The sequence below is a fragment of the Eudoraea sp. genome, assembly GCF_049669105.1.
GTDB lineage: Bacteria > Bacteroidota > Bacteroidia > Flavobacteriales > Flavobacteriaceae > Eudoraea.
Map to the genome: position 1 here is coordinate 25,466 of NZ_JBATKE010000258.1, position 20,709 is coordinate 46,174.

A 20,709-nucleotide genomic window follows, 5' to 3' on the forward strand; every position below is an offset into this window, starting at 1 on the left:
ACGCAATTGATGCTAAAAAAATTTGGGATCTTTATTTTAATCTCACTGTCATCTTGCAGCCTGATTAAACATAAAAACACAATCCCCAAAACGGAATTCAGAGCAGTTTGGATTGCCACAGTGGCCAATATCGACTGGCCTCAAAGAGGGGGTGATCCCTGGGAAAAGCAAAAAGAAGAATACTTGCGTATTCTGGATTTTTATAAAGATCTTAATTTTAATGCCGTTGTCGTACAAATACGCACCGCTGGTGATGCTTTATACGAATCAAATCTTTCGCCATGGTCTCGTTTTTTAAGCGGAGAAGAAGGCATTGCCCCGGAAACAGATCAAAACCCCTTGAATTGGCTCATAAGAGAGGCCCATGTTCGGGGTTTTGAATTTCATGCATGGCTTAACCCTTACAGAGCCACCTTCGACATGAATACTGAAGTGCTTTCGGTATCTCACGATTATTATAAGCACCCGGATTGGATGATTAAGTATGGTAAAAAATATTATTATGACCCGGGATTGCCTGAGGTGCAGAAACATATGGTTTCCATTATTGAAGAAGTGATTAACCAATACGATATAGACGCCATTCATTTTGATGATTACTTCTATCCCTACACCATTAATAATGAAGTATTTAATGATTCATTAACCTATTTATCCAATAACCAAACCCAATTATCTCTGGAAGATTGGCGTAGAAGTAATATTGATACCCTCGTGAAGCAGGTCCATCAGGTGATAAAAGAACAAAAACCCTGGGTGCAATTCGGTATAAGTCCGTTTGGGGTTTGGAAGAACATAGCTACTGATCCAAAAGGTTCAAACACGAAAGCCGGCCAAACCACTTATGAAGATCTTTATGCAGATCCCATATTATGGATGGAAAAAGGATGGATAGATTATTTGGTCCCCCAGATATACTGGAGCTTAAAGTTACCGGTAGCCTCCCATCGGATACTCATTGACTGGTGGGCAGAAAATCATAAAAACTCGAATCTTTACGTAGGTAATGGTGCTTATAAAGTAAGAAACAACAGCGACAAAGCCTGGAATAAGATGAAAGAATTACCAAAACAGTTGCAGTTGGCAAGAAAAACAGAAGCTGTTCAGGGTAATGTCTTTTTTAGTGCCAGATCACTTATGTCCGGCAACGAAGATGTCGTAAAATATATCAAAAATAAATTGTACTCCTATCCCTCCTTTACGCCCGTTTCACCATTAATTATCATTGAAGACCAACCTTTACCGGAATTGGATATTATACTTGATAAAGACAATTATCTAAAATTAACATTCAAATTCGCGAGCAAAGAAATTATCCGATTTGCCACTATTTATAATATGAAAAATCCTAATAAACCACCCCTCTGTAAGCCTGAAAATATTATTGGCCAAATATTCATGGACAACAGCAACTCCTTCAACCTTGGAAAAGGGCTAATTGACCAAAGAAAAAATATTGCAGTCACTTTTACCGATAAGTTTAGAAAAGAAAGTAAGCCAATTGTCATACATTTAGACTAAATAAACCAACATGATACAAAAAAATAAACGTGCCTGGATCTGGATACCTGTGCTCTATTTTACCCAAGGCCTCCCTTTTGTTTTAGTTGTTACTGTATCCGTTATTATGTACAAAAAACTTGGCATAAGTAATGCGGATATTGGTCTGTATACCAGTTGGCTATATCTTCCGTGGGTCATAAAACCCCTGTGGAGTCCTTATGTAGACATTATAAGCACTAAGAGAAATTGGTTTTTATTTACACAACTTCTGGTTGCCTTGGCCCTACTTGGTGTAGGATTATTTCTTCCAACCAACATATTTTTTGTTACCACTTTGGCCTGTTTCTGGATGGCCGCCTTTGCCTCCGCCACAAATGATGTTGCCTCTGACGGTTATTATATGATAGGTTTAACTCAGGATAGACAATCTTTTTTTGTTGGTATTCGGAGCACTTTCTACAAGCTGGCCAATGTTACCGGACAAGGGCTTTTGGTTATTCTGGCCGGGTTTTTAGAAAATTATTATGGAGATAATACCAAGGCATGGTCTGTTACAATGATTGCTGCTGCCTTATTAATGTTTAGCTTAACGCTTACCAACTTTTTTGTAACCCCTAAGTTCGAATCTTCAGAAGCCATTGAAAAACAAAAACCTGCTGGTTTTTTTGAGGTATTTAGAACTTTTTTCAGCAAAAAAGGCATGGGTATAGCCCTGGCTTTCGTACTTTTCTTCCGATTCGGAGAATCACAACTGGTAAAAATGGCCGCCCCTTTTTTCTTAGATTCCAGATCTGAAGGAGGGCTGGGCTATACCACTTCCGAGGTTGGTTATATATACGGTACTATTGGCGTTATTATGCTTACAGTAGGAGGTATTTTAGGCGGGATATTAATCTCGAGAGATGGATTAAAAAAATGGATGTTACCCATGGTACTATCCATAAATATTCCCAACGCATTTTACGCTTTTTTGGCGATAACAAATACCACAAATAAATTTGCTGTTATTAGTACTGTGGTTCTTGAACAATTTGGTTATGGTTTTGGGATCGCTGGTTTTATGGTCTATCTGATTTATATTGCCGAAGGCGCTTCCAAAACTTCGCATTATGCTCTTGCCACCGGATTTATGGCTCTTGGTATGATGCTTCCCGGCCTGATTAGTGGTTACGTACAGGAATGGTTGGGCTATGATGGATTCTTTATATGGGTGGTGATAGGTGCACTTCCGGCAATATTCATTTTAAAATACTTAAAATATCCAGCAGATTATGGAAAAAAAGGAGCAAATCCGGAGGCATGATACTATGGACTATCCAACAGCTAAAAAAACACTCACGCTAAAGGAAAAAGTTGGTCAGCTTTTTATGCCTGCCGCATTTATCAATGACAGCGAAGAAGAAATATTAAAGCTACAGGATTTAATAGCAAAACACCATATTGGAGGGCTTTGTTTTTTTCATTCCAGGGCTAGTGCCGCAACTAATTATGAAGGGAAGAAAAAGGTAGTTTATAATAAGGATAGTTATAACGTTCTAAAAAGCCTTATTAGACGTTACCAGGAAGTTGCCAAATACCCCTTATTAATTAGTATTGATGCTGAATGGGGACTGGCGATGCGGGTAGAAAACACGCCACAATACCCATATGCCATAACTCTGGGTGCAATAAATGATAATGACGAAGATATTACAGAAGTTGGCAGAAATATAGCCAATGACTGCAAGCAGGCAGGAATACATTGGAATTTTACCCCTGTAGCCGACATTAATAGTAATCCCGAAAATCCAGTGATAGGCTATAGATCATTTGGAAATGATAAATACAATGTTGCCCGAAAATCTCTCGCTTTAGCTAAAGGACTGCAAAGTGGAGGTATACTTACCAGCGCCAAACACTTTCCGGGGCATGGGGATACAGCTACAGATTCTCATCTGGGCCTGCCCGTGATCAACAAATCCAAAGAGGAACTTTTTGAGAACGAGTTGTATTCGTTTAATCACTTAATACAAAACGGGATCGAATCTATTATGGTCGGGCATCTTGCAGTACCCAGCCTCGCTGATGGCTCAATGGAACCTTCTTCCATTTCAAAGAAAATAATTAAAGGGGTCTTACGGGAGGAATTGGGATTCCAGGGATTAGTGGTATCCGATGCATTGAATATGCATGCTGTTTCCAAAATGTTCCCAAAAAAAGGCGAATTAGAATGGGTAGCGTTTGATGCCGGTAATGATGTTTTATGTTTCGCTGAGCATGTTGCTGAGGGTATAGAGACCATTTTACAAAATGCGTCAGAAGAACAAATTGAATTGAGCTTTGAAAGAATATGGAAACTAAAGGAAAAGGCGATCAACAAAGCAACTGGAAATTCAGAGCTGGGATTATCAGACCCGGCTGCTCTAAATCTACAGCTTGCTCAACACAGTCTTACCCTGCTTAAGGGTTCGCCAAAGAATATAAAATTCTTTGCGCTTAATGAGTTCACTGCGATTGAAATAGCTTATGAGAACAATAATTCTTTTTTTCAATTTATAAAAAAGGATATTGAATTTGATTGTTTTTCCACCACTGAGTATAAGACAGAATTTATCCGGAAGAAAGTGTCCGATATTGAAAATGTCTTGATTGCGTTATATCCACCTTTGGTAAAACCTCAAAACAATTTTGGCATTCCTGAAGAGCATTTAAGGTTCCTAAAAGAAATAATTGAAACAAAAAACGTTATTTTATATCTATTTGGAAATCCTTATGTTTTAAACCTTCTTCAAATAGAAAAAACAGCGGCCGTAGTGCTGGCATATCAAAATTTTGAAGTTTTTCAGCAGAATGCGGCACAACACTTTTTAGGAAAGGTAATCGCTAATGGTAGCCTACCGATAACTCTTGATGAAATAATATCATGAAAATTCACAAAGTATTGGGCCTGATGTCCGGCACCTCTTTGGACGGACTCGATCTGGCTTATTGTCATATCTGGAAGAAACTTGATCGATGGAAATTTGAAATTAAGGAAACACGAGCCATCAGCTATGATGCGGATATGCGCGCGCGTTTGCAAAATTCAATAGATCTGCCGGCAGATGAATTATTAATATTACATAACACTTACGGAAGCTGGTTAGGGCAACAGGCCAGGGAGTTTATTGAAGAAAAGGGTCTTGAAGTAGACATTATATCCAGTCATGGCCATACAACACACCACCAACCGGAACAGGGTTTAACATTTCAGATTGGATCCGGACAACACCTTGCAAACATAAGCAGGCATAAAACCGTCTGCGATTTTAGATCCAATGATGTTTCGCTAGGTGGAGAAGGGGCTCCTCTGGTACCTATAGGAGATCTGCTTTTTTTTGGCAATTATGATTTTTGCCTGAATCTGGGTGGAATAGCCAATGTATCCTTTGAATACGAGGGTAAGCGAATAGCCTATGATATTGGATTGGCAAACATGATATTAAACCATATAACACAAAAAATTGGACTATCTTATGATGATAATGGTATGCTGGCCAGCAAGGGAGGTATTAACAATGATATGCTGGAACAATTAAACCAACTATCATATTACAAACTACCTTTTCCAAAATCTACCGGATACGAATGGTTTATAGAAAAGGTTGTGCCCGTCATTGATACCAAGGATACTATAGAAAACTTATTACATACAGCAGTGCATCATATCTGTGAGCAGGTTGTAATGCAAATAAAAATGAATGCAACAAAAGATCAAAGTACTCTTTTTGTTACAGGAGGCGGTGCTCTAAACCAGTTTATGATGGAACTACTACAGTCAAAATTGGCGCCAGCGGTAAGTCTTGTTATACCCTCAAAGAAATTAATAGAATACAAGGAAGCATTGATCTTTGCATTAATGGGGATACTGCGCGTTGAGCAGGAAATTAATGTGCTTAAAACAGTAACAGGAGCTTCCAAAGACTCATCAAGCGGTGTGGTATATTTACCAACTTAACTTATAATTAAATACTCTTTTTAAACATTACAACGGAATATTTCCATGTTTTCGTTTTGGGGCAGATACTTCCTTATTCTCAAGCATACTAAAAGCCTTGATTAGTTTTCTCCTGGTATTTTTGGGCAAGATCACTTCATCAATAAAACCTCTTCTGGCTGCCCTGAATGGATTGGTGAATTTTTTAGCATACTCTGCTTCTTTTTCCGCCAGCTTCTTTCCCGGGTCCTTTGCAATCATGATTTCTTTCCTGAAAATAATCTCACTCGCCCCTTTTGCTCCCATCACAGCGATTTCTGCGGAAGGCCAGGCAAAGTTAAAATCGGCACCAATATGTTTGGAATTCATTACGTCATAGGCTCCGCCATAAGCCTTCCTGGTGATAACAGTTACCCTGGGAACAGTGGCTTCACTAAAGGCATAAAGCAGTTTAGCGCCATGCACAATAATACCATTCCATTCCTGATCCGTACCCGGTAAAAATCCTGGTACATCTTCCAATACCAATAAAGGAATATTGAAACTATCACAAAATCTCACAAATCTGGCTGCTTTCACTGAACTATTTACGTCCAAAACCCCGGCAAGAAACATTGGTTGATTGGCAATTATACCTATACTTCTGCCAGCCAGCCTTGCAAAGCCTACAATAATGTTTTCGGCATAATCTTTATGAATCTCATAAAAGGATTCTTCGTCAATAATACCATTAATGACATCATGCATATCATATGGCTTATTCGTATTATCAGGAATAATATCGGAAAGTTCATCGCGTACCTCATCGCCCAAATCATAAGCTAAAGAGACTGGTTTCTCCCTGTTACTCTGGGGCAGATAACTCAGCAATTTTTTAACATCTTCCAGACAAATCACGTCATTAGCAGAGGTTTTATGTGCAACCCCGGATTTAGTGGAGTGCGTACTAGCGCCACCCAGTTCCTCTGAAGTAACTTCTTCATTAGTAACAGTTTTTACGACGTTTGGTCCTGTTACGAACATATAACTGGTTTGTTCTACCATTATAGTAAAATCTGTCATAGCCGGTGAATAAACTGCGCCTCCGGCACAAGGTCCCATAATGGCTGAGATCTGTGGTATAACTCCGGAAGCCTGAACATTTCTATAAAAAATATCTGCATATCCCCCTAAAGATTTCACGCCTTCCTGAATCCGGGCCCCTCCCGAATCGTTTAAACCAATAACAGGAGCGCCAACTTTCATGGCCAGATCCATTACTTTACAAATTTTCTCTGCATGGGTTTCAGATAAGGCACCACCAAATACAGTAAAATCCTGTGCGTATACATATACTAAACGACCATTAATGGTTCCATATCCGGTTACCACTCCATCACCAAAGTAAATTTCTTTATCCATCCCAAAGTCTGTTGCACGGTGGGTTACCAAAATACCCATCTCTTCAAATGAACCTTCGTCCAATAAATAATTTACCCTTTCACGCGCAGTTAGTTTGTGCTTCTGGTGCTGTTTATCTATTCGTTTTTGTCCCCCACCCATATGCGCAAGGGATATTCTTTCTTTTAATTTTTCTAAATTAGGGTCCATATATTAGTTTGTTGGTATTCTTAAGATTTTCTGATCTTCCAAATATTGTTTAACTGCTATTACTGCAGCAATTCTGGCTTCTTCTTCCGCTTTTTTATTTAGCACATCCGGAGAATAATAGTTTTTAACAAAATGAGTGTCAAAATTCCCTGATCTGAAGGCCTCATGTTCAAAAACGAATTTACCAAAAGGCAGCGTAGTCTGGACTCCTTCTATTTGATAATCCTCTATAGCCTTAAGCATGATTTGAATGGCTTCATCTCTGTCCTTGCCATATGAGATTAATTTTGACAACATTGGATCATAATAGATTGGAACATCCATTCCTTCTTCAAAACCATTATCCACACGTACACCTTTTCCTATGGGTAATTTATAGGTTTCTAAAGTACCTACGCTTGGCAAGAAATCATTAAGCGGGTCTTCGGCATAAACCCTTAGTTCTATAGCATGGCCATTAATATGGAGATCCTCCTGTTTAATGTTCATTGCTTCTCCCCTTGCGATTTTAATCTGAAGCTCTACAAGATCCACCCCGGTGATCAATTCTGTAACCGGGTGTTCAACCTGAAGCCTGGTATTCATTTCCAGGAAATAAAATTTATGTTCAGCATCCATCAGGAATTCCACTGTCCCCGCACCCAGATAATCACATGCTTTTGCAACCTTGGTTGCTGCAATACCCATTTCTTTTCTTAACTCCGGTGAAAGCACAGAAGAAGGCGCCTCTTCAACTACTTTTTGGTGCCTTCTTTGAATGCTGCATTCACGTTCAAAAAAATAAAGGATATTTCCATGGCTGTCTGCCATGACCTGAATCTCTATATGTCTTGGAGAGGTCACATATTTTTCAATAAACACTGAACCATCACCAAATGCCGATGTGGCTTCGCTAATTGCCCTGTTCATCTGCGATTCTAATTCCTTTTCTTCCTCAACCACCCTCATTCCTTTTCCACCTCCGCCAGCGGAAGCTTTTATTAAAATAGGGAAACCAATTTCTTTTGCAATTTCCTTAGCTTTCTTTATATCAGTAATGGCCTCATCGATCCCGGGAACCATGGGAATATCGTAATTCTTAACAGCTTCCTTGGCGGCCAGTTTACTGCCCATTACTCGGATAGCTTTTGATTTTGGACCTATAAATATGATATTATTTTTTTCTACTTCTTCCGCAAAATCAGCATTTTCACTTAAAAACCCATATCCGGGATGAATCCCGTCTACATTAAGTTTTTTAGCTACTTCAATAATCTTTGATCCAAGCAAATATGACTGATTGGAAGGGGCTTCGCCTATGCAGACCGCCTCATCGGCAAACTTCACATGGGGTGCGTTCCTGTCTGCTTTGGAATAGACAGCCACGGTTTTAATCCCCATTTTTTGAGCAGTTTGCATTACCCTGATAGCAATTTCCCCTCTGTTTGCAATTAATATTTTTTTCATAAATGATTTCTTATTCAAATTCAATCAATAATTGATTTTTATCAACTGTATCACCTTTCTTTACACTAATACTTTTAATAATCCCATCCCTTGGGGAGGTAATTACATTTTCCATTTTCATTGCCTCAAGTATTAATAAAGGATCATCTTCATTCACCTCCTGTCCTGTTTGAACGTGTATCTCTAATATAAGACCAGGCATCGGAGCTGAAATAGAATCAATATCTTTAGCAGAAGAAAGTGCAAAACCCATATCACTAATCAAAAGGTCCAGACCATCAGAAATAACAACTTCATAAGAACTATTGTTAATATTAACCCCATAATTTTTACCATAAAAATCCTTTTTGGTAATCTCGGCTGCAAAGGATTTATTTTGCTTTAAGATATGATACGAATTGGGTGAAGTTTGTAAGGCATCTATTTCCAAGATGTCATCACTGGTTATCTTAAACTCCTGATTATCGTCTACCACAACCTTAAACCAATTTTTCATAGATGTTTTAATTAAATCTGGTTAATAATCTTTTTAGAAAGACCTTTAAGTTATATAAAATTTTATGATTCCTATCAGAATTAAATGGCAATTATTTTAGGTGAATTTTGGTAATAAATGTGAATTGCCAAATCTCAATACTTTTTTCCCTAATAAATGTCTTAATTATCTCAATTCAGATCAACCTATCATTTCATTTTCACAAAATTATCCCTAAATTATTAAGCTGCACATGAAAATTATCATGTAATGAACAAATTTGTTGCTTTAATTATGCTGTTAGAAATGGAAGACGATTGTCTGGATAAATATCATCCCAAATCTGTATTTTTGATACAAATTGAACCAATATGTTAATAATAGGAATTGCGGGAGGAACAGGATGCGGTAAAACCACAGTTGTTAATCAAATTATTAACGAACTTCCAAATGAAGAAGTTGGTTTAATATCGCAGGATTCCTATTATAATGACCTGTCGAACCTCAGTTTTGATGAGCGTTCAAAAATTAATTTTGACCATCCCAGGGCAATTGACTTTGAGCTTTTGGCAGAACATCTTAACCAATTACGTCGTGGAGAACCCATTGATCAGCCAGTATACTCCTTTCCAAAACACAATAGAACTAAAGATACGATAAGAACGCACCCGAGAAAAGTAATGATCATTGAGGGAATTTTGATCATGACGAATCCACTTATCAGAGAAATGTTTGATATCAAGATTTTTGTTCATGCCGATTCTGATGAACGACTCATAAGGAGACTCAAACGAGATATAAATGAAAGAGGAAGAGATTTGTCGGAAGTTTTAAACAGATATCAAACCACTTTGAAACCTATGCATGATCAATTCATAGAACCTACCAAGGAATACGCAGACATAATTATTCCTAATAATAAATACAATACGGTAGCCGTAGATATTGTGCGCACTATCATTAATGAAAAATTAAGCTAATGGGTTTAAAAGCTATCAGAGATAAAAAATGGTTTGGGATACTTACAAATATCTATGTACTGGTGTTAACCGCCTTTGTGATATGGATGGCTTTTTTTGACACAAACTCCTTACTTATTCATATGGAATTGAGAAAGGAAATCAAAAAATTGGAAAAGACACAGGAATTCCTGAAAGAAGAGATAGCCAAGGATAAAAAAATTATTGAACAACTCTCGGATCCCAAAGAATTGGAAAAATTTGCTCGGGAAAACTATTATCTTAAAAAAAAGAACGAGGAAATTTATTTGATTGAGTACGAGGATAGTACAAAACAAAAAGGAAATGAATAAAGAAAAACTGTTTACTGATTTCCCGTCTGTTTCCAGGCAAGCCTGGAAGCAAAAAATACAGGCAGATCTAAAAGGTGAAGATTACAATGAAACGCTGATATGGGAATCACCGGAAGGCATTAAAGTGAAACCCTTTTACATGGCCGATGATCTGGACGCAAGCCCGATAAGTTCTCCTACTACAGGTTCTGACTGGCTAATTGGACAGCACATTATCGTTACAGATGGCGCCGAGGCCAATCTAAGGGCTAAAAAGGCCATAAAAGGCGGTGTTGAGAGTTTGATATTCACCCTGGTCCATCCAAATTTGAAACCAAAGGAGATCTTGAAAGGTATTGATATTAATACAATCCCTTTACACTTTCAATTTCAATTTCTATCTGTTGCGTATATAAAAGATCTTCTTTCATATACAGATAGCTCCAAAGGGAATATTTATTTTCATATTGATATTCTGGGTAATTTTTGTAGAACTGGAAATTGGTTTACTGATTTTGAATCAGACCATTCTGCCTTAGCAGAAATTCTAAATAAAGCTGAAAACACACCAACCTTAAGCATTGATGTTTCACTCTATCAAAATGCAGGAGCCAACCGGACGCAGCAACTAGCTTATGCTATTGGACACGCAACTGAATACCTTAACTTCTTGAATAAGAAAAAACTATTGCGCTCTGATCTGAAGGTTTGCTTTAAAATGGCTGTAGATGGAAATTACTTTTTTGAGATTGCTAAATTAAGGGCCCTGCGCCTACTCTGGAAAACCCTTGCAGTTGAATTTGGAATTCATACAGATTGTCATATTTTGGCTTGCCCCTCAAAGCGAAACAAGACTATATATGACTACAATGTAAATCTACTCAGGACTACTACAGAATGTATGTCTGCAATGCTTGGTGGGGCTGATACAGTTTATAATTTATCATATGACGTTATATATCATGAAAACAATGAATTTGCGGATAGAATATCCAGAAATCAATTGCTGATTTTAAAAAGTGAGAGCTATTTTGACAAAATCGCGAATCCGTCAGACGGCTCTTATTATATAGAGGTGCTTACGCAACAACTTGCAGTTAAAGCATTGGATATTTTTAAACAAATTGAGCAAGGTGATGGCTTTTTAAAACAATTAAAAGCGCATAATATTCAAAGGAAAATAAAGGAAAGTGCACTTAAACAACAAATTCGTTTTGACGCCGGAGATGAAGTATTGGTAGGCAGCAATAAATACCTCAGCGAAATGGACAAAATGAAGCAGGAATTACAAAGAAATCCTTTCGCCAAAAATGATCCCAGGAAGACCATTATTGAACCAATATTGGAGATTAGATTATCAGAATCGTCAGAAAAAATAAGATTGGATCATGAGTAGAAAACAACTGCAACACCTAAATTTAAAACCTGTTGATTCTATTGGGGAAAATGAATCAGAAAAACCAGACTTTATAACTGCTGAAGATATCCCGGTAAAATCCATTTTTTCAAAAAATGACATAAGAGATTTAGAGCATCTTAATTTTGCAGCCGGCATTGCCCCAAATTTACGAGGCCCATATTCTACGATGTATGTACGAAGACCATGGACCATTCGACAATACGCCGGTTTCTCTACGGCACATGAAAGTAATGCCTTTTACAGGCGCAATCTGGCAGCCGGTCAAAAAGGTTTATCTGTTGCTTTTGATTTGCCCACCCACAGAGGATATGATAGTGATCACGAACGAGTGGTTGGAGATATAGGTAAAGCGGGGGTTGCTATAGATTCAATTGAGGATATGAAAATATTGTTTGACGGTATTCCCTTGGATAAGATGTCTGTATCAATGACCATGAATGGTGCGGTACTGCCAATTATGGCTTTTTATATAGTTGCCGCAGAAGAACAAGGAGTTACTCCCGAACAACTCGCAGGGACCATTCAAAATGACATATTAAAAGAATTTATGGTTAGAAATACTTACATCTATCCACCTACGCCTTCTATGCAAATAATTGCAGATATTTTTGAATTTACCAGTAAATATATGCCCAGATTTAACAGTATAAGTATTTCCGGTTATCATATGCAGGAAGCCGGCGCCACTGCCGATATTGAACTTGCCTACACTTTGGCGGATGGACTAGAATATATTAGAACTGGTTTAAAAGCAGGTCTGGATATTGATCATTTTGCTCCCAGGATTTCTTTTTTCTGGGCTATTGGGATGAATCATTTTATGGAAATTGCCAAATTAAGGGCGGGAAGAATGCTTTGGGCTAAACTCGTTAAACAGTTTAATCCTAAAAATCAAAAATCCTTATCACTTAGGACTCACTGTCAGACCAGTGGATGGAGTCTTACCGAACAAGATCCCTTCAACAATGTTGCAAGAACCACCATAGAGGCATTGGCAGCTGCCCTGGGAGGCACTCAAAGTCTCCATACTAATGCCTTGGATGAGGCTATTGCCTTACCTACTGACTTTTCCGCGCGTATTGCCAGAAATACTCAGATCTATCTGCAGGAAGAAACAAAAATTACAAAAACGGTCGACCCCTGGGCCGGGAGCTATTATGTAGAATATTTGACACATGAATTGGCGAAAAAGGCCTGGAATCTTATTCAGGAAGTTGAGGAGCATGGTGGTATGACCAAAGCAATTGAAGCGGGTATACCCAAAATGCGGATTGAACAAGCTGCCGCTAAAAAACAGGCTCGTATAGACAGCGGACAAGATATCATTGTTGGTGTCAACAAATATCAGTTGGAAGAAGAAGATGAATTGCAGATTTTGGAGGTAGATAATGCAGAGGTACGAAGACAACAAATAGAACGATTAGAAATATTAAAAAGGGAAAGAGACAATGATAAAGTAAAGCGCATCCTGAAAAAATTAACACAAGCTGCCAAAGATAAATCAACTTCAAAATCAGGTCAGGATGAAAACAATTTGTTAGCTTTAGCGATAGAAGCCGCCAGAGCTAAGGCTACTTTGGGAGAGATTAGTGATGCTCTGGAAGTAGCTTTTGGAAGGTATAAAGCAAAAATTCAATCGTTTACAGGAGTGTACGCAAAAGAAATTAAGGACGACCAAAGTTTTAAAAAGGCCAGGGAATTGGCGAATAAATTTGCAGCGCAGGAAGGTCGAAGACCTCGGATTATGATTGCGAAAATGGGTCAGGATGGGCATGATCGAGGGGCCAAAGTTGTCGCTACCGGATATGCAGATCTCGGGTTTGATGTTGATATAGGACCCTTATTCCAAACACCTGCAGAGGCAGCAAAACAAGCTGTGGAAAATGATGTCCATATTCTAGGTGTTTCTTCTTTGGCTGCCGGACACAAAACCCTGGTACCACAGGTTTTAGAGGAGTTAAAAAAATATGGCAGAGAAGATATCATGGTAATTGTAGGAGGTGTAATTCCTAAACAGGATTATAAATATTTATTTGATGCCGGAACCACAGCTGTATTTGGACCAGGTACCAAAATAAGTGATGCAGCTATCCAAATACTTGAAATTTTAATAGATTAATTGGATGGGATACCAGGCCCAGTTCCCTAATCGCTATACTTTAACCAACTTTAACGCTTTTGTCAGAGTTATTCACTTTGTGTTAACAAAATACTTTTTTGGGCATTGTAAATAATCGTATTTTTAACCCCTAACTTACTTCAATTATGGGCAAGATTATTGCTATTGCAAACCAAAAAGGTGGGGTTGGTAAAACCACCACCACAGTAAACCTGGCTGCCTCACTGGGTGTACTTGAAAAAAAGGTATTATTAATTGATGCCGACCCCCAGGCCAATGCAACTTCTGGATTAGGTATTAATGTAGATGAGATTCAAATTGGCACATACCAGTTAATGGAGCATACAAAGACAGCTGGAGAAACAATCATTACCACCTCCTCACCTAATGTTGACTTAATTCCTGCGCATATAGACCTCGTAGCCATTGAAATAGAATTAGTAGACAAGGATGAAAGAGAATATATGATGAAGAAAGCCATTGGCGATTTAAGAGCATTATACGACTATATTCTAATTGACTGCGCACCTTCTCTGGGCCTGCTTACTTTAAATGCTTTAACAGCAGCTGACTCAGTAATTATTCCAATACAATGCGAATATTTTGCTCTGGAAGGACTTGGAAAATTATTAAACACGATAAAAAGTGTACAAAGGATACACAATCCTGAATTGGATATCGAAGGTATGCTGCTAACCATGTACGATTCCAGGTTGCGGCTTTCTAATCAGGTTGTGGAAGAGGTTAAGAAACATTTCTCTGATATGGTTTTTGACACTATAATTCAACGCAATGTTCGTTTGGGAGAGGCCCCCAGTTATGGGGAAAGTATCATAAAATATGATGCCAGTAGTAAAGGTGCAACAAACTACCTAAATATGGCCAACGAACTATTGAAAAAAAATAGAGAGAAGGTATAATGGCGAAAGCAACCAGGAAACAGGCTTTGGGAAGAGGACTTTCTGCTCTGCTTAAAGATCCTGAAAATGATATTAATTCGGTATCGGATAGAAATGCCGATAAAGTTGTTGGCAATATAGTAGAACTCGATATTGACACTATTGAGGTAAACCCTTTTCAGCCACGTTCTCATTTTAATGATGATACCATTCAGGAACTGGCTTCCTCTATTAAGGAATTAGGGGTTATTCAGCCAATTACAGTAAGAAAATCTCACTTTAACAAATTTCAGTTAGTTTCAGGGGAGAGAAGGTATAGAGCTTCTAAATTAATTGGACTTAAAACAATACCGGCATACATTAGAATTGCCAATGACCAGGAGTCTCTTGAGATGGCACTCGTTGAAAACATTCAACGTCAGGATCTGGATCCGATTGAAATTGCCCTTTCCTATGATCGATTAATCAATGAAATCGGTTTGACCCAGGAAAGATTAAGTGACCGGGTAGGTAAAAAAAGATCGACCATTGCTAATTATCTTCGCTTATTACGCCTGGACCCCATTATACAAACAGGAATGCGAGATGGCTTTATTTCAATGGGGCATGGCAGGACTTTGGTAAATGTTGACCAAAAAGAAGATCAAATTAGCCTTTATGAAAAAATTGTAAAAAACAGTTTGTCTGTTAGGGAAACCGAACATCTTGTGAAGCAATATCACGAAGGACCTATTCAAAAGAAGTCTTCAAACAAGTCGTCGGGGACACCAGAATTGATAAATAATGGCGTGAAACATCTTAAACGCTATCTTTCTGCCAATATAACAGTCAAATCTACAGATGGCGGCAAGGGTAAGATAAGTATTCCCTTCAGTTCAGAGGAAGATTTTCAGCGATTGAAAAAACTAATTACAGGTGAGTAAGAACCTTGTTTTCTTGTGTTTATTATTGTTCCCTTTACTTTTTTCTTTGGCCCAGGAAGGTCAAAAAGAAAGGCCCAAGGATTCTGTCCTGAAAAATTCAAAAAAACAAGAGATTATTGTAGAAGGTAAATTAGAAAAGAAGCGAATAAATCCCTTAGCTCCAAGTAGGGCTGCATTTTATTCTGCCATTCTGCCCGGATTGGGTCAGGCCTATAATAAGCGTTATTGGAAAGTTCCTATTGTTATTGGTGCCATAGGTGTAGGAATCTATGCGTATCAGTATAATGATGATCTTTATGATCGTTTCCGAACGGCCTTTAAAAGAAGAAGAGCTGGTTTTACGGATGATGAATTTTATGATGTAAACGGGTCTGGAATAGTTCCTGGCAGCCCGGACTTATCAGACAGCGCCCTGCAGGATGGGCAGGAACGTTATCAAAGAGATCGGGATCTTGCATTGTTTATCACACTGGCCCTATATGCTTTGAATATTATTGATGCCAATGTGGACGCACATTTAAAACAGTTTAATATAGATGACGATCTTGGTTTGGATATTAAACCGTATCTCGAATATAATCCAATAGTTGGAGACCCTAACTATGGATTGGCTTTAACCATTAAATTCTAAAATATGAATATAGGATTATTTGGATATGGGAAAATGGGGAAAATGATTGAAAAGATCGCTATCCAACGAAATCATTCTATTGTTGCTAAAGTAGATGTGGACACAAAGGAGGTTGATTATACGGCGATTGATATAGCAATAGATTTTAGCAGTCCGGAGGCTGCTTTTAATAATATTAAGAGTTGTCTTGAACACAATATTCCGGTTATATCAGGAACGACAGGTTGGCTAAAAGACTATGACAAAGTGATTTCTTTAAGTAAAGAAAAAAATGGAGCCTTTATTTATGCTTCAAATTTCAGTTTAGGTGTAAACCTGTTTTTTGAATTAAATTGTTATTTAGCAAAAATGATGAACAATTTACCTCAATATAAAGTTTCAATAGAAGAAACCCATCATTTGCAAAAACTTGATGCTCCCAGTGGAACGGCAATTTCACTAGCTGAAGGTATTATTGAGAATTCCGATTATGAAGGCTGGCAATTGGAAAAATCTCAAGACCAATATATCCCAATAATTTCCAAAAGGATTGCGGATGAATACGGCACCCATATTGTTTCTTATGAAAATTTAGTAGACGAGATCGTTATAAAACACAAAGCTCACAATAGGGAAGGATTTGCATTAGGTGCTATTGTGGCCGCGGAATGGCTAATTGGAAAAAAAGGTGTCTTCACCATGAAAGATGTGTTAAACCTGGGTTAATTTTGGTAACAAATCGGGCTAAATAACGTCTGAAAAAAATATATATAAGAGTATGAACGGTACAAATTGGATCATCTTTATTTTAGTTATACAAGTCATTCATTTTTTAGGGACTTGGAAGCTTTATATTAAAGCAGGTAGAAAACCCTGGGAAGCTGCTATTCCAGTATATAATGCCATTGTTTTAATGCAAATTATAAGAAGACCCAAATGGTGGGTAATTCTTCTTTTCATACCCATTATTAATCTTCTAATGTTTCCCGTTATTTGGGTTGAAACTATAAGAAGTTTTGGAAGAAATAGCCTTCTCGAAACATGGTTGGTAATACTAACACTTGGATTTTATATTTACTATGTTAATTATACCTTAGACGTAACCTATATTGAGGACAGAAGTCTGCATCCAAAAAGTGGATTAGGAGAATGGGTAAGTTCTATTGTATTCGCCGTTGTTGCTGCTACTCTGGTTCATACATATTTCATACAGCCTTACGTAATCCCCACTGGTTCACTGGAACGCACACTAAGGATTGGTGATCTGCTTTTTGTAAGTAAATTTCACTATGGAGCGCGTGCCCCAATGACCACCATAGCAGCTCCAATGGTACATGATACTATACCGGGATTAGGTATTAGATCGTATCTAAAGAAGCCTCAATTACCTTATTTTAGATTACCCGGATTTGAAGAAGTTAAAAAAAATGATATTGTTGTTTTTAGCTGGCCGGCAGATACTGTCCGCGTCTTTTTTAAGAAGGAAAAAGGAGTAAAAAAACCTATTGATAAAAAATCCAACTATGTAAAGCGTTGCGTTGGAACTCCTGGCGATTCACTATCCGTAATTGATGGTGTAGTATATATTAACGGGAAAGAACTACAACTATCAGACAGAGCCAAACCACAATATGATTATAATGTTTACTCGCAAAAAGGAGTATCATCAAGATTGCTTATAAGTTTAGGGATAGATGAATTTACAAGAAAATATCTGTCGGCTCCTTTAAACCAAAGTCAGTTTGATGCTGTGAACAAATACCTTATAGCCGGAGGTCAAAATTCGAAGGGTGAAATAGAGTTGATTACCGATGCAAGTGGAATTCCCCCAAAAGTCATAAGACAGGCAGGACTTTCATTACGGGAAGAAACAGGACGCGAACGTACTGTTACACTTACTGATGAAATGTTTGAGGGCTTAAGAAGTAATCCGGATATAGATTCAGTTGTAAAAATAGTAGAACCCAAAGGACTAAAAGGCTATAACATTTTCCCGCATGCTCCTGACTATCCCTGGAATAACGACAACTTTGGGCCAATTTACATACCTCAAAAAGGGGTAACCATTGCGCTGACTCCAAAAGTTCTTCCACTTTATAAAAAGATAATTCGCGACTATGAGGGAAATACTGTAGGAGTTTCAGGAAATCAGATAAGCATAAACGGGCAGGTTACTGACTCTTATACCTTTAAACAGGATTACTACTGGATGATGGGAGATAATAGAGATCACTCAGAAGATAGCCGGAGTTGGGGGTATGTCCCCGCCAATCATATTGTAGGTAAACCTATATTTATATGGCTCAGCTTTGATAATTTTAATAAAGGAATTACGCAGTGGAAACCTAGATGGGATAGGATTTTCACCACTGTCGGAGGTGATGGCGAGCCCCGGTCTTATTTTAGGCATTTCCTTATTGCACTGGCAGCCTGGTTTATATTTGATTACTTTTGGAAACGTAGAAAAAAGCTTAAAAAGTAATTATTTATTTTTTTGGGTGGAATAAAAATATAAATTGATGAACTTGCTACTCCATCCTACTTATTTGCCAGATATTGCTTCTTACGCCACGCTTGTGCAAAATAAAATAATCTGGGAAGTCTGCGACAATTATCAAAAACAAACCTATCGAAACCGGGCCTTCATTTGTACAGATCAGGGTAAGTTTATGTTGAATATTCCAATCAAACATGTAGGTGGCAAGGAGGGTAGACAAAAGTATAAAGATGTAAAGCTGGATAATAATTACAGATGGCAGCGTCAACATTGGAGGACGCTTCAAACAGCATACAGGACATCTCCTTTTTTTGAATATTACGAAGATGATCTGGCCCCTATTTATATGAAGAGTTACTCCTATTTATTAGATTTTAATCTTAATGCGATTGATATTATTGCCAGTTGCCTGCAATTCAACATTGACACAAGTCAAACTGATGTCTATGAGCTAAAACCCAAAGCGGTTTTTGATGCCAGGTTTTTGGTACATGCTAAAAAGACAATTAATATGAAGCAAAAAAGCTATATGCAAGTTTTTAATGACAGGCATGGTTTTATTGAAAATTGCTGTGTTCTGGATTTATTATTCAACGAAGGTACTTCCAGTCTTGATTATTTAATGACTCAAAACTTGGATTTTCTGAATGCTTAGATTCCTGCTTCATTACGGCATTCATATAATAGTACCAATAGCAGTAGGCCTTATATTTTTTAAAAATAAAAGAATATGGATTGTCCTTATTCTCCTTTCGGGTATTTTAATTGATATAGATCACCTAATAGCTACCCCGATATTTGACTCCTCCAGATGCAGTATTAATTTTCATCCACTTCATTCTTATTGGGCAATCGCTGCTTATCTCGTACTTTTTGCATATAACAAGACCAGGATTATTGGGCTTGCCTTACTCATTCATATATTGGCGGATTTAATAGATTGTTACTTCTTGTTATTGGAGGCGAATTGAAGTCAGTACCGGGTAGTGATCAGATAATTTAAGGTCAAAGTATTCATGTGTTAGGACATCCATGGACTGATCTACTAAAATAAAGTCGATCCGAAATGGAACAACCTTTAAGTCAAAAGTTTTTCCAAAACCAGTACCTTTTTCGTCAAATGTATCTTGCATTTCACCCTTGGCAATGCCATACACATTTGAAAATGGTGTATTGTTAAAATCCGCACAAACTATGGTCCTGAACGGAGATTCTTTCCTGTGTTTATCAAATAGTTGCACCTGCTCTTCTTGTTTTACAAAGGTTTTACTCATTTGACCATAAGCTCTAACCACGCGCCTCACGCTCTTAACCCGGGATGGAATAATTTGAAAGGACTGAAGATGAAGGTTATATATCCGAATAGTATCCCCCTTATATTTGATATCTGCATATAGGGCATTGTTGGCTGTATCAGGAAATTCCAAAGATCCATTGGCTACTATTGGGTATTTTGAAAAAATAGCCTGGCTGCTTTTCTGAGAAGTATATGGAGTTATGTATTTAAATGGATAATTTTTTGACAGCCGCGGGCCTATCCACTTAGATTCTTGAAAACAGATTATATCAGGGTCTTGCTCATCAACAAAATCGATAATTTTATTTCGTGTTAATTTGAAATTTGACCAACCTTTAAAGTTAAAACCTCTGGTATTATAAGTCATAATGCTCAGGTCGTTATCTTCAGAATACACATTGGAAGAGCCAAATCTATAAAAGGAGCCAAAAGTGAAATAAGAAATGAGAACAGCTACAGATGACAGAATAAAAATCTTTTTTTTTCTAAATAGCCAATATAAAATAAATGGAATATTTATGATAAAAATTATTGGAAAGAACAAACTCAAAAAAGCTAAAGGAAAAAATGTCTTTACAGAAATATAGGGTGCCAGACATGACAATAAAAGAAGTACGCCTATTATCAAGTTTAAAAAAAAGGCTACTTTATCAAAAAATGATAATTCTCTCACCATTAGTCCTC

At 37.6% G+C, this 20,709-nt stretch carries 19 protein-coding genes; 15 read left to right on the top strand and 4 right to left on the bottom strand.

Annotation, left to right across the window (positions count from 1 at the left end; genetic code table 11):
- Nucleotides 1-9 precede the first annotated feature (9 nt).
- From WBM60_RS18270 to WBM60_RS18285, 4 genes are read left to right on the top strand one after another with little or no spacing between them, the layout of a single operon-like run.
- On the top strand, nucleotides 10-1,521 hold the full coding sequence (locus WBM60_RS18270) for a glycoside hydrolase family 10 protein (RefSeq protein ID WP_424283454.1): 1,512 nt from the start codon (nucleotides 10-12) through the stop codon (nucleotides 1,519-1,521).
- A 10-nt stretch (nucleotides 1,522-1,531) separates the two neighbouring features.
- The gene (locus WBM60_RS18275; protein WP_424261343.1) at nucleotides 1,532-2,806 is read left to right on the top strand and encodes an MFS transporter; all 1,275 of its coding nucleotides are present in this window, start codon (nucleotides 1,532-1,534) and stop codon (nucleotides 2,804-2,806) included.
- Nucleotides 2,775-4,409, top strand: a complete 1,635-nt coding sequence (locus WBM60_RS18280; protein WP_424261345.1) for a glycoside hydrolase family 3 protein — start codon at nucleotides 2,775-2,777, stop codon at nucleotides 4,407-4,409. Before WBM60_RS18275 ends, WBM60_RS18280 begins: the two co-directional genes overlap by 32 nt.
- A complete protein-coding gene (locus WBM60_RS18285; protein WP_424283455.1) occupies nucleotides 4,406-5,479 on the top strand; it encodes an anhydro-N-acetylmuramic acid kinase in 1,074 nt (357 codons plus the stop codon). Before WBM60_RS18280 ends, WBM60_RS18285 begins: the two co-directional genes overlap by 4 nt.
- A gap of 27 nt (nucleotides 5,480-5,506) precedes the next feature.
- Here WBM60_RS18285 and WBM60_RS18290 read toward each other — a convergent pair whose 3' ends face one another.
- The 3 genes from WBM60_RS18290 to WBM60_RS18300 are packed head-to-tail and all read right to left on the bottom strand — an operon-like array spanning nucleotide 5,507 to nucleotide 8,990.
- The gene (locus tag WBM60_RS18290; RefSeq protein ID WP_424277338.1) at nucleotides 5,507-7,048 is read right to left on the bottom strand and encodes an acyl-CoA carboxylase subunit beta; all 1,542 of its coding nucleotides are present in this window, start codon (nucleotides 7,046-7,048) and stop codon (nucleotides 5,507-5,509) included.
- Nucleotides 7,049-7,051: 3 nt separating this feature from the next.
- Nucleotides 7,052-8,494 carry an acetyl-CoA carboxylase biotin carboxylase subunit gene (gene accC / locus WBM60_RS18295; protein ID WP_424261351.1) on the bottom strand — a complete coding sequence of 481 codons (1,443 nt, stop codon included), beginning with the start codon at nucleotides 8,492-8,494 and terminating at the stop codon, nucleotides 7,052-7,054.
- 10 nt (nucleotides 8,495-8,504) lie between these two features.
- Nucleotides 8,505-8,990, bottom strand: a complete 486-nt coding sequence (locus WBM60_RS18300) for a biotin/lipoyl-containing protein (RefSeq protein WP_424283456.1) — start codon at nucleotides 8,988-8,990, stop codon at nucleotides 8,505-8,507.
- A 350-nt stretch (nucleotides 8,991-9,340) separates the two neighbouring features.
- Here WBM60_RS18300 and udk point away from each other — a divergent pair, with 350 nt between their 5' ends.
- From udk to WBM60_RS18355, 11 genes are all read left to right on the top strand, one after another.
- A complete protein-coding gene (gene udk, locus WBM60_RS18305) occupies nucleotides 9,341-9,949 on the top strand; it encodes a uridine kinase (protein WP_299161193.1) in 609 nt (202 codons plus the stop codon).
- A complete protein-coding gene (locus WBM60_RS18310; RefSeq protein WP_299161191.1) occupies nucleotides 9,949-10,281 on the top strand; it encodes an FtsB family cell division protein in 333 nt (110 codons plus the stop codon). Before udk ends, WBM60_RS18310 begins: the two co-directional genes overlap by 1 nt.
- On the top strand, nucleotides 10,274-11,656 hold the full coding sequence (locus tag WBM60_RS18315) for a methylmalonyl-CoA mutase subunit beta (RefSeq protein ID WP_424283457.1): 1,383 nt from the start codon (nucleotides 10,274-10,276) through the stop codon (nucleotides 11,654-11,656). Before WBM60_RS18310 ends, WBM60_RS18315 begins: the two co-directional genes overlap by 8 nt.
- Nucleotides 11,649-13,799 carry a methylmalonyl-CoA mutase gene (gene scpA / locus WBM60_RS18320; RefSeq protein WP_424261358.1) on the top strand — a complete coding sequence of 717 codons (2,151 nt, stop codon included), beginning with the start codon at nucleotides 11,649-11,651 and terminating at the stop codon, nucleotides 13,797-13,799. Before WBM60_RS18315 ends, scpA begins: the two co-directional genes overlap by 8 nt.
- Before the next feature lie 146 nt (nucleotides 13,800-13,945).
- Nucleotides 13,946-14,719: a ParA family protein gene (locus WBM60_RS18325; protein ID WP_299161185.1), complete on the top strand. Its 774-nt coding sequence runs from the start codon at nucleotides 13,946-13,948 to the stop codon at nucleotides 14,717-14,719.
- Complete coding sequence (locus WBM60_RS18330; RefSeq protein WP_424261361.1) at nucleotides 14,719-15,621, top strand: ParB/RepB/Spo0J family partition protein; 903 nt, start codon at nucleotides 14,719-14,721, stop codon at nucleotides 15,619-15,621. The genes WBM60_RS18325 and WBM60_RS18330 overlap by 1 nt, the downstream gene beginning before the upstream one ends.
- Nucleotides 15,614-16,252: a DUF5683 domain-containing protein gene (locus WBM60_RS18335; RefSeq protein ID WP_424277342.1), complete on the top strand. Its 639-nt coding sequence runs from the start codon at nucleotides 15,614-15,616 to the stop codon at nucleotides 16,250-16,252. Before WBM60_RS18330 ends, WBM60_RS18335 begins: the two co-directional genes overlap by 8 nt.
- Nucleotides 16,253-16,255: 3 nt before the next feature.
- Complete coding sequence (dapB, locus tag WBM60_RS18340; protein ID WP_424277343.1) at nucleotides 16,256-16,957, top strand: 4-hydroxy-tetrahydrodipicolinate reductase; 702 nt, start codon at nucleotides 16,256-16,258, stop codon at nucleotides 16,955-16,957.
- 52 nt (nucleotides 16,958-17,009) lie between these two features.
- Nucleotides 17,010-18,713 (top strand): signal peptidase I, encoded by a 1,704-nt coding sequence (lepB, locus tag WBM60_RS18345; protein WP_424277344.1) that lies wholly within the window; start codon nucleotides 17,010-17,012, stop codon nucleotides 18,711-18,713.
- Nucleotides 18,714-18,750: 37 nt separating this feature from the next.
- A complete protein-coding gene (locus tag WBM60_RS18350; RefSeq protein WP_424259222.1) occupies nucleotides 18,751-19,383 on the top strand; it encodes a WbqC family protein in 633 nt (210 codons plus the stop codon).
- On the top strand, nucleotides 19,376-19,699 hold the full coding sequence (locus WBM60_RS18355; RefSeq protein WP_424259223.1) for a DUF6122 family protein: 324 nt from the start codon (nucleotides 19,376-19,378) through the stop codon (nucleotides 19,697-19,699). Before WBM60_RS18350 ends, WBM60_RS18355 begins: the two co-directional genes overlap by 8 nt.
- On the opposite strand, the gene WBM60_RS18360 is transcribed toward WBM60_RS18355, so the two are convergent.
- Nucleotides 19,682-20,709: endonuclease/exonuclease/phosphatase family protein (locus WBM60_RS18360; RefSeq protein ID WP_424283458.1), on the bottom strand; the 1,028-nt coding region annotated here is incomplete at its 5' end. The genes WBM60_RS18355 and WBM60_RS18360 overlap by 18 nt on opposite strands.

Coding starts and splice junctions, on each gene's coding strand:
- WBM60_RS18270 (WP_424283454.1), top strand. CDS start 10: ATGCTAAAAAAATTTGGGATCTTTATTTTAATCTCACTGTCATCTTGC.
- WBM60_RS18275 (WP_424261343.1), top strand. CDS start 1,532: ATGATACAAAAAAATAAACGTGCCTGGATCTGGATACCTGTGCTCTAT.
- WBM60_RS18280 (WP_424261345.1), top strand. CDS start 2,775: ATGGAAAAAAAGGAGCAAATCCGGAGGCATGATACTATGGACTATCCA.
- WBM60_RS18285 (WP_424283455.1), top strand. CDS start 4,406: ATGAAAATTCACAAAGTATTGGGCCTGATGTCCGGCACCTCTTTGGAC.
- WBM60_RS18290 (WP_424277338.1), bottom strand. CDS start 7,048: ATGGACCCTAATTTAGAAAAATTAAAAGAAAGAATATCCCTTGCGCAT.
- accC (WP_424261351.1), bottom strand. CDS start 8,494: ATGAAAAAAATATTAATTGCAAACAGAGGGGAAATTGCTATCAGGGTA.
- WBM60_RS18300 (WP_424283456.1), bottom strand. CDS start 8,990: ATGAAAAATTGGTTTAAGGTTGTGGTAGACGATAATCAGGAGTTTAAG.
- udk (WP_299161193.1), top strand. CDS start 9,341: ATGTTAATAATAGGAATTGCGGGAGGAACAGGATGCGGTAAAACCACA.
- WBM60_RS18310 (WP_299161191.1), top strand. CDS start 9,949: ATGGGTTTAAAAGCTATCAGAGATAAAAAATGGTTTGGGATACTTACA.
- WBM60_RS18315 (WP_424283457.1), top strand. CDS start 10,274: ATGAATAAAGAAAAACTGTTTACTGATTTCCCGTCTGTTTCCAGGCAA.
- scpA (WP_424261358.1), top strand. CDS start 11,649: ATGAGTAGAAAACAACTGCAACACCTAAATTTAAAACCTGTTGATTCT.
- WBM60_RS18325 (WP_299161185.1), top strand. CDS start 13,946: ATGGGCAAGATTATTGCTATTGCAAACCAAAAAGGTGGGGTTGGTAAA.
- WBM60_RS18330 (WP_424261361.1), top strand. CDS start 14,719: ATGGCGAAAGCAACCAGGAAACAGGCTTTGGGAAGAGGACTTTCTGCT.
- dapB (WP_424277343.1), top strand. CDS start 16,256: ATGAATATAGGATTATTTGGATATGGGAAAATGGGGAAAATGATTGAA.
- lepB (WP_424277344.1), top strand. CDS start 17,010: ATGAACGGTACAAATTGGATCATCTTTATTTTAGTTATACAAGTCATT.
- WBM60_RS18350 (WP_424259222.1), top strand. CDS start 18,751: ATGAACTTGCTACTCCATCCTACTTATTTGCCAGATATTGCTTCTTAC.
- WBM60_RS18355 (WP_424259223.1), top strand. CDS start 19,376: ATGCTTAGATTCCTGCTTCATTACGGCATTCATATAATAGTACCAATA.